Source organism: Leifsonia sp. 563, from assembly GCF_040545055.1.
Classification (GTDB): domain Bacteria; phylum Actinomycetota; class Actinomycetes; order Actinomycetales; family Microbacteriaceae; genus Leifsonia.
Window position 1 is genome coordinate 25,978 of sequence record NZ_JBEPLE010000007.1, and the last position, 14,603, is coordinate 40,580.

Annotated in this window: 13 protein-coding genes; 12 read left to right on the top strand and 1 reads right to left on the bottom strand. The window is 69.5% G+C overall.

All coding sequences use genetic code 11. From position 1 onward, the window contains the following. The first annotated feature begins 8 nt into the window (after nucleotides 1–8). The gene (locus ABIC47_RS16825; protein WP_020077523.1) at nucleotides 9–614 is read left to right on the top strand and encodes an ANTAR domain-containing response regulator; all 606 of its coding nucleotides are present in this window, start codon (nucleotides 9–11) and stop codon (nucleotides 612–614) included. A gap of 97 nt (nucleotides 615–711) precedes the next feature. On the opposite strand, the gene ABIC47_RS16830 is transcribed toward ABIC47_RS16825, so the two are convergent. Further along, complete coding sequence (locus ABIC47_RS16830) at nucleotides 712–1,116, bottom strand: hotdog fold thioesterase (protein WP_018191161.1); 405 nt, start codon at nucleotides 1,114–1,116, stop codon at nucleotides 712–714. A gap of 58 nt (nucleotides 1,117–1,174) precedes the next feature. On the opposite strand from ABIC47_RS16830, the gene polA reads away from it, so the two are divergent. The 11 genes from polA (at nucleotide 1,175) to ABIC47_RS16885 (ending at nucleotide 14,578) form a co-directional block, all read left to right on the top strand. Then, nucleotides 1,175–3,847, top strand: a complete 2,673-nt coding sequence (gene polA, locus ABIC47_RS16835; protein ID WP_354482196.1) for a DNA polymerase I — start codon at nucleotides 1,175–1,177, stop codon at nucleotides 3,845–3,847. 41 nt (nucleotides 3,848–3,888) lie between these two features. After that, the gene (locus ABIC47_RS16840; RefSeq protein WP_354482199.1) at nucleotides 3,889–4,275 is read left to right on the top strand and encodes a hypothetical protein; all 387 of its coding nucleotides are present in this window, start codon (nucleotides 3,889–3,891) and stop codon (nucleotides 4,273–4,275) included. Nucleotides 4,276–4,376: 101 nt separating this feature from the next. Beyond that, nucleotides 4,377–6,050: a DUF885 domain-containing protein gene (locus ABIC47_RS16845; protein ID WP_354482202.1), complete on the top strand. Its 1,674-nt coding sequence runs from the start codon at nucleotides 4,377–4,379 to the stop codon at nucleotides 6,048–6,050. A gap of 19 nt (nucleotides 6,051–6,069) precedes the next feature. Continuing rightward, nucleotides 6,070–6,759, top strand: a complete 690-nt coding sequence (locus ABIC47_RS16850) for a DUF4166 domain-containing protein (RefSeq protein WP_354482204.1) — start codon at nucleotides 6,070–6,072, stop codon at nucleotides 6,757–6,759. Next, a complete protein-coding gene (locus ABIC47_RS16855; protein ID WP_354482207.1) occupies nucleotides 6,756–7,739 on the top strand; it encodes an epimerase in 984 nt (327 codons plus the stop codon). The genes ABIC47_RS16850 and ABIC47_RS16855 overlap by 4 nt, the downstream gene beginning before the upstream one ends. Before the next feature lie 108 nt (nucleotides 7,740–7,847). Beyond that, nucleotides 7,848–9,290, top strand: coding sequence for a 30S ribosomal protein S1 (rpsA, locus tag ABIC47_RS16860; RefSeq protein WP_018191155.1), 1,443 nt, complete (start codon nucleotides 7,848–7,850; stop codon nucleotides 9,288–9,290). Nucleotides 9,291–9,391: 101 nt separating this feature from the next. Continuing rightward, complete coding sequence (gene coaE / locus ABIC47_RS16865) at nucleotides 9,392–9,994, top strand: dephospho-CoA kinase (protein ID WP_354482211.1); 603 nt, start codon at nucleotides 9,392–9,394, stop codon at nucleotides 9,992–9,994. 65 nt (nucleotides 9,995–10,059) lie between these two features. Then, nucleotides 10,060–12,126 (top strand): excinuclease ABC subunit UvrB, encoded by a 2,067-nt coding sequence (gene uvrB, locus ABIC47_RS16870; protein WP_018191153.1) that lies wholly within the window; start codon nucleotides 10,060–10,062, stop codon nucleotides 12,124–12,126. A 43-nt stretch (nucleotides 12,127–12,169) separates the two neighbouring features. Continuing rightward, nucleotides 12,170–12,913: a DUF4129 domain-containing protein gene (locus tag ABIC47_RS16875; RefSeq protein WP_231371291.1), complete on the top strand. Its 744-nt coding sequence runs from the start codon at nucleotides 12,170–12,172 to the stop codon at nucleotides 12,911–12,913. Beyond that, nucleotides 12,910–13,542, top strand: coding sequence for a hypothetical protein (locus ABIC47_RS16880; protein ID WP_354482214.1), 633 nt, complete (start codon nucleotides 12,910–12,912; stop codon nucleotides 13,540–13,542). The genes ABIC47_RS16875 and ABIC47_RS16880 overlap by 4 nt, the downstream gene beginning before the upstream one ends. Further along, nucleotides 13,532–14,578 carry an AAA family ATPase gene (locus tag ABIC47_RS16885; RefSeq protein ID WP_354482217.1) on the top strand — a complete coding sequence of 349 codons (1,047 nt, stop codon included), beginning with the start codon at nucleotides 13,532–13,534 and terminating at the stop codon, nucleotides 14,576–14,578. The genes ABIC47_RS16880 and ABIC47_RS16885 overlap by 11 nt, the downstream gene beginning before the upstream one ends. Nucleotides 14,579–14,603 lie beyond the last annotated feature (25 nt).

The window sequence follows — 14,603 nt, forward strand, 5'->3', positions numbered from 1 at the left end:
TTTCGGACGTGACTGACCAGGAATCCACCACCACCGCACCCCGCCGCGTCGTCGTGGCGGAGGACGAATCGCTCATCCGCCTCGACATCGTCGAGATCCTGCGCGACAACGGTTTCGAGGTCGTCGGAGAGGCCGGAGACGGCGAGACGGCGGTCGCCCTCGCGACCGAGCTGCGGCCCGACCTGGTCATCATGGACGTCAAGATGCCGCAGCTCGACGGCATCTCCGCGGCCGAGCGCCTGTCGAAGGACCACATCGCGCCCGTCGTGCTGCTGACCGCGTTCAGCCAGAAGGAGCTCGTCGAGCGGGCGACCGAGGCCGGTGCGCTCGCCTATGTGGTGAAGCCGTTCACACCGAACGACCTGCTGCCCGCCATCGAGATCGCTCTCGCGCGCTACCAGCAGATCATCGCGCTGGAGGCCGAGGTCTCGGACATGGTGCAGCGCTTCGAGACCCGCAAGCTGGTCGACCGGGCGAAGGGCCTCCTCAACGAGAAGATGGGCCTCAGCGAGCCGGAGGCGTTCCGCTGGATCCAGAAGGCGTCGATGGACCGCCGCCTCACCATGCACGATGTCGCGCAGGCGATCATCGAGCAGCTCGCCCCCAAGAAGTAGTTGCCCCCCGCCCGCCCGGCGGCACGATTTGCGCCAAATCTCGGTTATGCGCACTCCATAACGACGATGTGGCGCAAATCTTCAGCGGCGGGGTCGGCTAGAGGTCTTTGATCAGGTTCGTGATGCGGATCGTCGAGCAGCGGCGGCCGCGATCGTCGGTGACCGCAATCTCGTGCGTCGTCAGCGTCCGGCCCAGGTGGATGGGCGTGCACACGCCGGTCACGTAGCCGCTCGTCGCCGAGCGCGTGTGCGATGCGTTGATCTCGATCCCGACCGCCAGGCGTCCCTCGCCGGCGTAGAGGTTGGCCGACATCGAGCCGAGCGACTCGCCGAGGACGACGTACGCGCCGCCGTGCAGGAGGTCCGCGGGCTGGGTGTTCCCCTCGACCGGCATGCGCGCGACGGAGCGCTCCACGCTGAACTCGATGATCTCGATCCCCATCTTCTCGGCCAGCCGGCCGAGCCCCCTCTGCTGCACGTACGCGAGCGCGTCTTCGGTCATCCTCGGCCTCTCTCGACGGGTCGTCAGGACTGTCACCGGCCCCTTGTAGGCTGTCCTGGTGTCAGACTCCGAAAAGCCTACCCTCCTCGTCGTCGACGGCCATTCGCTCGCTTTCCGGGCCTTCTACGCACTCCCGGTGGACAGCTTCGTCAACCGTGAGGGTCAGCACACGAACGCGATCCACGGCTTCATCGCGATGTTCATTAACCTGCTCCAGCAGCAGAAGCCGACCCACATCGCGGTCGCGTTCGACATCTCCCGCTACTCGTTCCGCACGCGCGAATATCCGGAGTACAAGGGCACCCGCGGTGAGACCCCGTCGGAGTTCGCCGGCCAGGTCCCTCTGCTCGAAGAAGCACTCCATGCGATGAATGTCACGACCATCGCGAAGGAGGACTACGAGGCCGATGACATCCTCGCGACCCTCGCCCGCCGCGGCGTGGAAGAGGGCTACAAAGTGCTTCTCGTCTCCGGTGACCGCGACACCATCCAGCTGGTCAACGACGACGTGACCCTGCTGTACCCGAACGTGCGCGGAGTTTCCGAGCTGAAGATCTACGACCCGGCGGCCGTCCGCGAGAAGTACGGCATCGAGCCGCACCAGTACCCCGAGATCGCCGCCCTGGTGGGCGAGACGAGCGACAACCTGATCGGCATCGACAAGGTCGGCGAGAAGACCGCCGTCAAGTGGGTGCAGCAGTACGGCACCGTCGAGAACATCGTCGCGCACGCCGACGAGATCAAGGGCGTGGTCGGGCAGAACCTGCGCGACCAGAAGGAGAACGCGCTCCGCAACCGGAGGCTGAACCAGCTGCTCGACGACGTCGAACTGCCGATCGCGCTCGACGACCTGGAGCGCAAGCCCCTCAACGAGAACGCCGTGCGCGACATCTTCGCGCGCCTCCAGTTCAAGACCCTCCTCGACCGCCTGATGAAGACCGCGGCGGAGGACGGGATGCTCGACGGCGCCATGTCCGTCGCCGAGGTGGGCGACGCCGGCGCGGTCAGCGCCCCGGCCGTGCGCACGCTGGTCGACGAAGAGCTCGCGAACTGGCTGTCCAAGGCTTCGGCGGACGAGACCGCGGTCGCCGTCCAGCTCGAGGTCGGCCCTGCCGGCATCACGGGCTTCGGCCTCGCCGCAGCGGACGACACCGTGTACGTGCCCTGGGTGGCCGGCCGGAAGGACTACGAAGCCCTCGAGCAGTGGCTGGCGAGCAGCGCGCCCAAGTACTTCTTCCACGCGAAGCCGCAGTTCAAGGCGCTCAGCCGTGCCGGGTTCGTGGTCGACGGTCTGGCGTTCGACACGCGGATCGCGTCCTGGCTCGTGAAGCCGGGCGCCGCGCCGCAGTCACTGGCGGAGCAGGTGTACGAGGTGCTCGGCGAGACGCTGCCGGTCTCGGACCCGAACCAGCTCGTCCCGATCAACGACGCCGTGAGCCCCGCGACCGAGGCGTGGTACATCCGCCGGGTCGCCGAGGGGCAGATGATCGCGCTCGACGAGGGCACCCGCGCAGTTCTCGACGACATCGAGCTGCCGCTCGTCGCCGTGCTCGCCGAGATGGAGCTCAACGGCGTTTCCATGGACTCCGAGGTGCTCGCGCGCCTCCGCGGGCAGCTGACCGACAAGGCCAACGACTACGCAGCGCAGGCGTACGCGCAGATCGGCCACGAGATCAACCTCGGCTCGCCGAAGCAGCTCCAGCAGGTGCTCTTCGAGGAGCTCGGGATGCCGAAGACGCGCGCAACGAAGACCGGCTACTCGACCGACGCCGGCTCGCTCGCCGACCTGCAGGAGAAGAACCCGCATCCGTTCCTCGGGCTCCTGCTGCAGCACCGCGACGCCACGAAGCTCAAGCAGATCGTGGAGACGCTGGAGCGCTCGGTCGAGGTGGACGGCCGCATCCACACCACCTACGACCAGACCGGTACGAGCACCGGCCGCATCTCGTCGAACGACCCCAACCTGCAGAACATCCCGATCCGCACGGAGGAGGGGCGCGAGATCCGCTCGGCGTTCCGCCATGGCGAGGGCTTCGAGACGCTGCTCACCGCCGACTACTCGCAGATCGAGATGCGGATCATGGCACACCTGTCGGAGGACCCGGGCCTCATCGAGGCCTTCAACGCGGGGGAGGACCTGCACCGCTTCGTCGGCGCGCGCGTCTTCGGCGTCGACCCGTCCGAGGTGACGTCCGCGATGCGCACGAAGGTCAAGGCGATGTCGTACGGCCTCGCCTACGGCCTCAGCGCATTCGGCCTCTCCAAGCAGCTGCGCATCGAGACCTCTGAAGCACGCCAGTTGATGACCGACTACTTCGAGCGATTCGGCGCGGTGCGCGACTACCTGCGCAACGTCGTCGAGCAGGCGCGCGTCGACGGCTTCACCGAGACGATCTTCGGCCGCCGCCGGCCGTTCGCCGACCTGACCTCGACCAACCGGGTGCTTCGCGAGAACGCGGAAAGGCAGGCGCTCAACGCGCCCATCCAGGGCTCCGCGGCCGACATCATGAAGGTCGCGATGCTCGGGATCGCCGGCGACATCATCGACCAGACCCTCGAGTCGCGTATGCTGCTGCAGGTGCACGACGAACTCATCTTCGAGGTGGCCCCCGGCGAGTGGGATGCGCTGGAGGCGATCGTGCGCGCCCGCATGGCCGGCGCGGCCGACCTCCGCGTGCCGCTCGACGTGCAGGTGGGCCGCGGCTCCAACTGGGACGCCGCCGCGCACTGATCGGGGGGCGCACTGATCGCCGCGGGGCGTAGTCTCCGGATGTGAGCGAGCTGGAGCCTCGGAAGCGGCGGAAGAAGGCGGTCGTTCCGCGACGCATCCCCAGCGAGGTCGTGCCTGTTCCCCCGGAGCAGGCGCGAGACTTTGTGCGCGACGCGCTGAGGGGCACGAGCCTGCGCGATCCATTCGCACAGGTCCTCTCGCTCGAGTTCGTCTTCGAACAGCGCGTCCGGTATGTGCCCGTGGACGAGACGCACACGCGGATCGAGTTCGACCCGGTGGGCCAGCTTCCCGGGGCCGACGTGCTGATGTACACGCGTCGTCTGGGCGAGATCGACCGCTTCTTCGTCGCCCTGCACGATGAGCTCGACCGTCGGACGCGTCATCGTCGCCCGGACGGCGGCGACAGGGCCATCGACGAAGGCCGCTGAGGTCGGCGGCGAGATGTGCCCACAGCTCCCGCCGACGGGGAGTTGTCCACATTCCCGACGACGCCGTGCCCCGGCCGCCGTCTCCTCGATAGGGTCGGATCATGACCAACGATCAGAAGCGCGAACCCACTCCGGTCGACACGATCGCCGAGGAGTGGGTCGACACCCAGCTCGAGTTGTACCCGGAGTTCCACGTCTGGCTCGGTCGCCCCGGCCGCGAGGGCGAGTACGCCGACTACTCGCCGGCCGGCGCCGAGCATGCCATCGGCAAAGTCAGAGAGACCCTCGCCCGCATCGAAGCGGCCGAGCCGGTCGATGACATCGACCGAGTCACGAAGATGGATCTCACGCGTGAGCTGCAGCTCACGGTCGAGAAGCACGAGGCGGGCTTCGCCCAGCGCGACCTCAACGTCATCGCATCGCCGCCGCAGGAGCTGCGCGACATCTTCGACCTGGTGCCGACGGACACGGAGGACGACTGGGCCAACGTCGCCAAGCGCCTCCACAATCTGCCCGCCGCGATGGACGGCTACATCGAGACCCTGCGCAGCGGCATCGCAGCGGGCAACGTCCCGGCCATCCGCCAGGTGCGCGAGGTGCTCGCGCAGGCGCGGAAGCAGGTGGCCGACACGGGCTTCTTCTATGAGTTCACCGCCGACGCGAAGCCCCTGAACGGCACGCTTCCCGAGTCGCTGAAGGGCGATCTGGCGGATGGCGCGAAGGAGGCCGCGCAGGCGTACGCCACGCTGGCCGACTTCTTCGAGAACGAGCTGGCCCAGCACGCCCCCGAGAAGGACGCCGTAGGCCGGGAGCTCTACGCGCTCGCCTCGCGGAGCTTCCTCGGCGCCACCGTCGACCTCGACGAGACGTACGAGTGGGGCATCGAAGAGCTCGCGCGCATGCGCGCCGAGCAGGAGTCGATCGCGCGCGAGATCAAGCCGGGAGCGACCGTCCTCGAGGCGATCGAGTTCCTCGACGGCGACGCGAGCCGCAAGCTGCACGGGACCGACGCGCTGCAGCGCTGGATGCAGGAGACGAGCGACCGGGCCATCGAAGAGCTCGGCAAGTCGCACTTCGACATCCCTGCCGAGATCCGCCGTCTCGAGTGCATGATCGCGCCGACGCAGGAAGGCGGCATCTATTACACCGGTCCGAGCGACGACTTCTCGCGCGCGGGGCGGATGTGGTGGAGCGTCCCCGAGGGCGTGACCGAGTTCGACACCTGGCGCGAGCTGACGACCGTCTATCACGAGGGCGTTCCCGGCCACCACCTGCAGATAGCGCAGGCGACCTACAACAAGGCGCAGCTCAACTCATGGCGTCGCATCGCCGGCACCTCGGGGCACGCGGAGGGCTGGGCGCTCTACGCCGAGCGGCTGATGGAGCAGCTGGGCTACCTCGACGACCCGGCGGACCGGCTCGGGATGCTCGACGGGCAGCGCATGCGCGCGGCGCGCGTCGTGCTCGACATCGGCGTGCACCTCGAGAAGCCGCTTCCGGACGGCTCGCGTCCGTGGACCGGAGAGGACGCCTTCCCGTTCCTCCGCGAGAACGTCAACATGAACGACGGGTTCGTCCGCTTCGAGGTCAACCGCTACCTGGGCTGGCCCGGGCAGGCTCCGTCGTACAAGATCGGTCAGCGCATCTGGGAGCAGCTGCGCGACGAGTACGCCCGCCGCGAGGGCGCCTCGTTCGACATCAAGGCGTTCCACAAGAAGGCCCTCGACATCGGCGGCGTCGGCCTCGACACGCTGAAGGCCGCGCTGCTCGACTGAGCGGCACGTCCTTCCACCGGTGACCTCCCCGTACCGTGCCGCGCTGGGCGCGGCGTTCGACGAGCTGCATCCGCGACTGCGGGCGTACTTCGACGCCATCCCGGCCGGCGCGGTCGGGCGGGGGAGCGGCGTGTTCGAGACGGTGGGCACGCCGCGCCGGTGGCTGTGGCCGGTACTGGCGGTGTTCGCCCGGTCGCACGTCATGTTCCCGGTGTGGGAGCGCGAGGTGCCCTTCACCGTCGAGAACCGCGGGGTCACCGCGCCCGACGGTTCGCCCGCCGTCGCGGCCACGCGATGGTTCGCACTCCGGTCCGGCGCGGCGACCATGGTGGACGAGATCGGCGTCCGCCGGGGAGAGGTGATCGATCGTCTCGGCGATCCGGTGCGGGCGGAGGCGCGGTTCGCCGCAACCGTCCGGGATGGCGGACTCCGGCTGCGCTCCACCGCCGTCTGGCTGGTGGTCGGAGGGCGGCGGGTGCGTGTCCCGAGTCCACTCGCTCCGGTCGTCGTCCTGACCGAACGCTGGGACGACCAGCACGAGCACCAGCGGGTGTCCATCACCGTGCATGCGCCGCTGATCGGGCGGATCTACCAGTACCGCGGCCGGTTCCACTATGCGATCGAGCCGGGCGGTCCGGCGGATGTCGCGGGGCGAGCAACGCAGACAGAGGCACCAGAGAAGAGAGAAACGGGGGAGCGGTCGGAGTGAACGAGCGCATCGTCATTGCCGGAGCGTCCGGATTCGTCGGGCAGTACCTGGAGGAGCACTACCGCGCCGCGGGTGCGGAGGTCATCCTGGTCGGCCGCAGTGGGCCCGACGTGCGCTGGGACGACGCCGACGGCCTGCGCAGGGCGGTCACAGGTGCCGACGCGGTGATCAACCTCGCGGGCAAGAGCGTGAACTGCCGCTACGGCGATGCCAACCGGGCCGAGATCTTCCGCTCCCGGCTCGCCACCACGCGGGCGGTTCGGGAGGCGATCGCCGCGAGCGACGCGCCGCCGCCGGTCTGGTTCAACGCCTCCACGGCGACCATCTACCGCCACGCCGAGGACCGCCCGATGACCGAGTCCACCGGCGAGCTGGGCTCCGGCTTCTCGGTCGAGGTCGCGAAGGCCTGGGAGCACGAGCTGTTCGAGGGCGACCTCCCGGGCACCCGTCGCGTCGCCCTGCGCATGGCCATCGTCCTCGGCGACGGCAGCGCGCTCACACCGCTCGTCAACCTCACGCGGTTCGGGCTGGGAGGCCCCCAGGTGGACGGGCGCTGGTTCTCCACGACCGCACGCCGGAACGCCGGCACGTTCCACGAGTTCCGGGCGCGCGGCGGACGGCAGCGCTTCAGCTGGGTGCACATCGCCGACGTGCTCGGTGCGATCGAGTTCCTGCGCGGCCGGCCCGACCTGGACGGACCGGTCAACATCGCGGCGCCGCACCCCACCGACAACCGAACGCTGATGGCGGAGCTGCGCCGTCTGCTCGGCCGGCCCATCGGTCTCCCGGCCCACCGGTGGATGCTCGAGCTCGGTTCGATCGCGATCCGCACGGAGACCGAACTGGTGCTGAAGAGCCGCTGGGTCGTGCCCGAACGGCTGCTCGACGCCGGCTACGAATTCGCCTACCCCGACCTCGGGCCGGCGGTGCGCGACATCCTCTCCGACCGCGGCTTGCTGCACGCCTCCGCGGCCGGGTAGACTAGAACGTCACTTGTGTGACATCCCTATCCGCCTGCCGTTCGCGGAAACACATCAGAAGAACAACGCGACCGGCCTGATTCCTGTCCATTACGGAGCACCCACTACATGACAACCGCAACGACCGACAAGGCACCCAAGCAGGTCGCCGTCAACGACATCGGATCTGCTGAGGACTTTCTTGCCGCGGTCGAAAAGACGCTGAAGTTCTTCAACGACGGAGACCTCATCGAAGGCACCGTCGTCAAGATCGACCGCGACGAGGTCCTCCTCGACGTCGGTTACAAGACGGAGGGCGTCATCCCCTCCCGTGAGCTTTCCATCAAGCACGACGTCGACCCCAGCGAGGTCGTCGAGGTCGGCGACACCGTCGAGGCCCTCGTTCTCCAGAAGGAGGACAAGGAGGGTCGCCTCATCCTGTCCAAGAAGCGTGCGCAGTACGAGCGCGCCTGGGGCGATGTGGAGAAGATCAAGGAGGCCGACGGTGTCGTCACCGGTACGGTCATCGAGGTCGTCAAGGGCGGCCTGATCGTCGACATCGGCCTGCGCGGCTTCCTGCCCGCGTCGCTCATCGAGCTGCGCCGTGTCCGCGACCTCACCCCGTACCTGGGCCAGGAGATCGAGGCCAAGATCCTCGAGCTCGACAAGAACCGCAACAACGTGGTGCTCTCGCGCCGCGCGCTGCTGGAGCAGACCCAGTCGGAGTCCCGCACCACGTTCCTCAACAACCTGCACAAGGGCCAGGTCCGCAAGGGCGTCGTCTCGTCGATCGTCAACTTCGGTGCGTTCGTCGACCTCGGCGGCGTCGACGGTCTCGTCCACGTGTCGGAGCTCTCCTGGAAGCACATCGAGCACGCCTCCGAGGTCGTCGAGGTGGGCCAGGAGGTCACCGTCGAGATCCTCGAGGTCGACCTCGACCGCGAGCGCGTCTCGCTGTCGCTCAAGGCGACGCAGGAGGACCCGTGGCAGGTCTTCGCCCGCACCCACGCGATCGGTCAGGTCGCACCGGGCAAGGTCACCAAGCTGGTTCCGTTCGGTGCGTTCGTCCGCGTCGCCGATGGCATCGAGGGCCTCGTGCACATCTCGGAGCTGTCCGGCAAGCACGTCGAGCTGGCCGAGCAGGTCGTCTCGGTGGGCGACGAGGTGTTCGTCAAGGTCATCGACATCGACCTGGAGCGCCGCCGCATCTCGCTGTCGCTCAAGCAGGCGAACGAGGGCGTCGACCCCGAGGGCACCGAGTTCGACCCGGCGCTCTACGGCATGGTCACCGAGTACGACGACCAGGGCAACTACAAGTACCCGGAGGGCTTCGACCCGGAGACCAACGAGTGGAAGGAAGGCTTCGAGTCGCAGCGCGACGAGTGGGAGCAGCAGTACGCTGCCGCCCAGGCTCGTTGGGAGGCGCACAAGCGCCAGGTTGCGAAGGGCCTCGAGGAGGCTGCCGCCGACAGCGGTACGTCGACCTACTCCTCCGACTCCGGCGCCGGCGGAACGCTCGCCGACGACGAGTCGCTCGCGGCACTCCGCGAGAAGCTCAGCTCCAACTCCTGAGTATCTGAGTACGAGCGGCCGGTCCTTCGGGGCCGGCCGCTTCGTCGTTCCCGGCGGCCGACCGCGCCGCGGCTCCGCGCCGGCCTGGCTAGGCTGGGCACGTGCAGCTGATCGGACTCACGGGCGGGATCGCGTCCGGAAAATCGACCATCGCCTCCCGCCTCGCGTCGCACGGCGCCGTCGTGGTGGACGCCGACCGCATCGCCCGCGAGGTGGTGGAGCCGGGCACCCCGGCGCTGGCGGAGATCGCCCGACGCTTCGGCGACGGCGTCATCGCACCCGACGGCAGCCTCGACCGCCCTGCCCTCGGTGCGATCGTCTTCGGCGACCCGGAGGCACTGCAGGCTCTCAACGGAATCACCCACCCGGCCGTCCTCCGGGAGTCGACGGCACGGTTCCGGTCGGCCGCCGAGCGCGACCCCGACGCCATCGTCGTCTACGACGTGCCCCTGCTGGTCGAGTCCGCCAACGAGTATCCGTTCGACCGCGTGGTCGTCGCCCACGCCGATGAGCAGACCCGCGTCTCCCGGCTGGTGGAGCTGCGCGGGATGGATCGGGCCGAGGCCGAGCGCCGCATCCGCTCCCAGGCCTCCGACGCCGAGCGGCTGGCCGTCGCCGACGTCGTGATCGAGACCGGCGGCACCCTGGAGCACACCCTCGAGCAGGTCGACGCCCTCTGGGAGGAGCTGCGCGCGCGGCCGTGACCCGCGCCGTTCCGCTGTGAGCGAGAGCCGATCGCACTGTCGGTGGTCCTTCCTAGACTGGAGGCATGCTTCCCACGCGCTCCGTCCGTCCCTTCGAGGTCGTCAGCGAATACAGTCCGAGCGGCGACCAACCGCAGGCGATCGCCGAACTGTCCGCCCGCATCAACGCGGGTGAGACCGACGTGGTGCTGCTGGGCGCGACCGGCACGGGAAAGTCGGCGACGACCGCGTGGCTGATCGAGCAGGTGCAGCGCCCGACGCTGGTGCTCGCGCACAACAAGACGCTCGCGGCGCAGCTGGCGAACGAGTTCCGCGAGCTCCTGCCCAACAACGCGGTCGAGTACTTCGTCTCGTACTACGACTACTACCAGCCGGAGGCATACGTTCCGCAGACGGACACCTTCATCGAGAAGGACTCGTCGATCAACGCCGAGGTCGAGCGGCTGCGCCACTCCACCACCAACTCGCTGCTCAGCCGGCGCGATGTCGTGGTCGTCTCGACCGTCTCGTGCATCTACGGCCTCGGTGCAGCCGAGGAGTACCTGGAGGCCATGGTCGCTCTCCAGGTCGGCCAGAACGTCGGCCGCGACGCGCTGATCCGCCGCTTCGTCAACATGCAGTACGAGCGCAACGACGTCGACTTCTCGCGCGGCAAGTTCCGCGTGCGCGGCGACACGATCGAGATCATCCCCGTCTACGAAGAGAACGCGATCCGCATCGAGCTGTTCGGCGACGAGATCGAGGCGCTGTACTCACTGCACCCGCTGACCGGCAACGTGATCAAGAAGATGGATGCGGTGTCCGTGTTCCCGGCGACGCACTACGCCGCGAGCCCCGCGACGATGCAGCGTGCGATCGGCACCATCCAGGAGGAGCTGCAGGAGCGCCTGCAGGAGCTGGAGCGCGAGGGCAAGCTGCTCGAGGCCCAGCGGCTGCGGATGCGCACCCAGTTCGATCTCGAGATGATGGAGCAGATCGGTTTCTGCTCGGGCATCGAGAACTACTCCCGACACATCGACGGTCGCGCGCCGGGGGAGGCCCCGAACTGCCTGCTCGACTACTTCCCCGACGACTTCCTGGTGGTGATCGACGAGTCGCACGTGACCGTGCCGCAGATCGGCGCCATGTACGAGGGCGACGCGTCGCGCAAGCGCACGCTGGTCGAGCACGGGTTCCGGTTGCCGAGCGCGCTGGACAACCGTCCGCTCAAGTGGAACGAGTTCAAGGACCGCGTCGGTCAGACCGTGTACCTCTCCGCCACACCGGGCAAGTACGAGATGGGCATCGCGGACGGCGTGGTCGAGCAGATCATCCGCCCGACCGGCCTGATCGACCCCGAGATCGTGGTCAAGCCCACCAAGGGGCAGATCGACGACCTGCTGGAGGAGATCCGCCTGCGGGTGGAGCGCGACGAGCGCGTGCTCGTCACCACGCTCACCAAGAAGATGGCGGAGGAGCTCACCGACTTCCTCGCGGAGGCGGGGGTGAAGGTGCGGTACCTCCACTCGGACGTCGACACGCTGCGCCGGGTGGAGCTGCTCAGCGAGCTCCGCGCGGGCGTCTACGACGTGCTGGTCGGCATCAACCTGCTGCGTGAGGGACTCGACCTTCCGGAGGTGTCGCTGGTCGCCATCCTCGACGCCGACAAGGAGGGCTTCCTGCGTTCGTCGACCTCACTGGTGCAGACGATCGGACGAGCGGCTCGAAACGTGTCCGGGCAGGTCCACATGTACGCGGACGTGCTCACGGACTCCATGAAGAGCGCGATCGAGGAGACCGATCGGCGGCGCGAGAAGCAGATCGAGTACAACCGCGTCAACGGCATCGATCCCACGCCGCTCCGCAAGCGCATCGCCGACATCACCGACGTGCTGGCGCGCGAGGAGGCGGACACCGCACGGATGCTCGCCGGGCGCGAGCAGAAGCGCAAGAGCCCGACGCCCAACCTGCGCAACGGCGGCATCGCGGCGCAGGGCGCGGCGGAACTCGAAGGACTCATCGCCGACCTCAACCAGCAGATGCTGGCGGCGGCGGGCGAGTTGAAGTTCGAGCTGGCGGCCCGCCTGCGCGACGAGCTCTCCGACCTGAAGCGCGATCTGCGGCAGATGGAGAAGGCCGGGCACCTGGGCTGACCGGCCGGCACCGCTGGGCGCTCGCGCGGGCTACGGTGGCAGGGTGACCACGAAGGCGGGCGGACGGCGGCGATGGACCCTCGCCGTGTGCGTCGTGCTCGCGGCGGTCGCCCTCGTCGCCGTGGCGTTCCAGGGAGCGCCGCAGTTCAGCGGGCCGCGGATGTTCCTGCCGCCCGGTCCCGTCCGGACGCAGGCGCCGGCTCCGCAGGAGTCGGGCACCCCGGCGCCGCGCGGGACCGCGCACGAAGTCCGCATCGACCTGTCGTGGCTGCTGGTCGCCCTCGTCGTGCTCGCCGTCATCATCGGACTGGCGCTGCTGTGGCGCCTGCGTCGCCGGCCCTCGCGACCGCTCGAACTGCCTCCGCTCGACACGGTCGGTGTGGCGGAGACCTCCGAGGTGCACGCCGACCAGGGGCCCGAGCCCGAGCCGGAGCAGGTGCGCCGCGGCCTCGACCGCGCCGCTGAGGTTCTCGCCGAACCGCGCGAGCCGCGTGACGCGATCGAGGCCGCCTGGGTGGGACTGGAGGAGGGCGCCGCCGATTCCGGCGTCCGTCGCCTCCCGGCCGAGACGCCCGCCGAGTTCGCAGCGCGCGTTGTCGCCCGCGTGGCGGCCGACCGCGACGCCGCAGCCCGGCTCCTCGCCCTCTACCTGCGCGCCCGATTCAGCAGCGCGCCCGTGACCGCAGCCGACGTCGCAGCCGCCCGGGACGCGGTCGAGGCGCTGCGCGCATCCTGGAGCGTCGCGTCCGGCGGCCGGTCGAGCACCCGGGAAGGCGGCCGCCGATGAGCACACGAGACACCCGCCGAACGCCCCGCTCCGAGCGGCCAGCCCGGCGCGACGACGGCCGGCAGCGTGTCGCGCCGCGCACGAAGCGTCTCCCGCCGCGCCTGCTGCGCCGTCTCATCCTGAGCGCCCTGCTGGGGGTCGCGGTCGGTCTGGCGGCCTGGTCGCTCGGGATGGACGAAGCCCACGCAACCGGCCTCGGTGCTGCGGCCCTGGCGTTCACGGCCTGTCTCTCGGCCCTCGGCGAAGCGGCCGATCTGACCTGGCCGCCGGCCGCGCCGCCACTCCGCCCTGGGTCGCGACGGGATGTCGTCGCCCTGGGCTGGTCGCTCAACTCGCGCGGCGGACGCGCGTCGCCGGAGGGGCTGCGCGCCCTCCGTTCGGTCGCGGAGCGCGCTCTCCGCCTGCGCGGACTCGACCTGGAGGACCGCGCGGCGGATGCGCAGCTGGAGGAACTCCTCGGCCCCGACATCCTCGCGCTCCTCCGCCGCGGGTCCATCGTCACGTCGCCGCGGACCTCGCAGATCTCCGCCGTGCTCGACCGCCTCGAACAGCTCGTGCCTCAACACACTCCGTCCGTCACTCGCATGCCCACCACCCACTCGCCCGAGGAGCCGACCCGTGCCCGCTGACCCCCGCACCGCATCCACCACCGCATCCACGTCTGCCGCATCCACGCTGCTGCCGGTCGACGAGGTCGCCCGTCTCGGCGCAGCCGTGCTCGACCGGGTCGGGAGCGTCGTGGTCGGGATGCGCGAACCGCTGCGGATCGCCTTCGCCACGATCCTGGCGGGCGGCCACGTGCTGTTCGAAGACGTGCCCGGCCTCGGCAAGACCCTCGCCGCCCGGAGCATCGCGGCCGCCGTCGGGCTGGACTTCCGTCGCCTCCAGTGCACGCCCGACCTGCTGCCGTCCGACATCACCGGGTCGTTCGTGTACGTGCCGAGCAGCGGCGACTTCGAGTTCCGTCCCGGTCCGGTGTTCACCGGGCTGTTCCTCGCCGACGAGATCAACCGCACCTCACCCAAGACGCAGTCCGCGCTGCTGGAGGCCATGGCCGAGGGGCAGGTGTCGGTCGAGGGCCGCAGCTTCCCGCTCCCGTCGCCCTTCCACGTCGTCGCGACGGCCAACCCGATCGAGTCGGAGGGCACGTACGCGCTTCCCGAGGCGCAGCTCGACCGGTTCATGGTGCGGCTCGGCGTCGGCTACCCGGACGAGGCGGGGGAGTCGCGCGTCCTGCTCTCCCGTGTGGCACGACGGCATGAGGTCGCCACGGTCGAGGCGGTCATCGACGCGGCGACGCTCGCGGCCATGCAGGCGGGGGTCGAGGCGGTGGATGTGGATGCGGACATCGCCGCGTACTGCGTCCGCCTCGCCGCGGCCACCCGCCGGCACCGCTCCGTCGAGGTCGGGGCGTCCCCACGCGGGTCGCAGGGCCTCCTGCTCGTCGCCCGAGCCCTTGCCGTGCTCGACGGGCGCGACTTCGTCATCCCCGACGATGTGAAGGCCGTGGCCGTCCCGGTGCTCGCCCACCGGCTGACGCTCACGGTGCAGGCGTGGACGGGCGGCGTTCGTGCGGAGCAGGTCATCCTGGAGGTGGTCAACACCGTGCCGGGACCGCCGGCCGTCGGGACGGCCCAGCGTGCGGGGGCGGAGGCCTCCGCGTGACGGGCCGCACCCAAAGCGCGAGGTT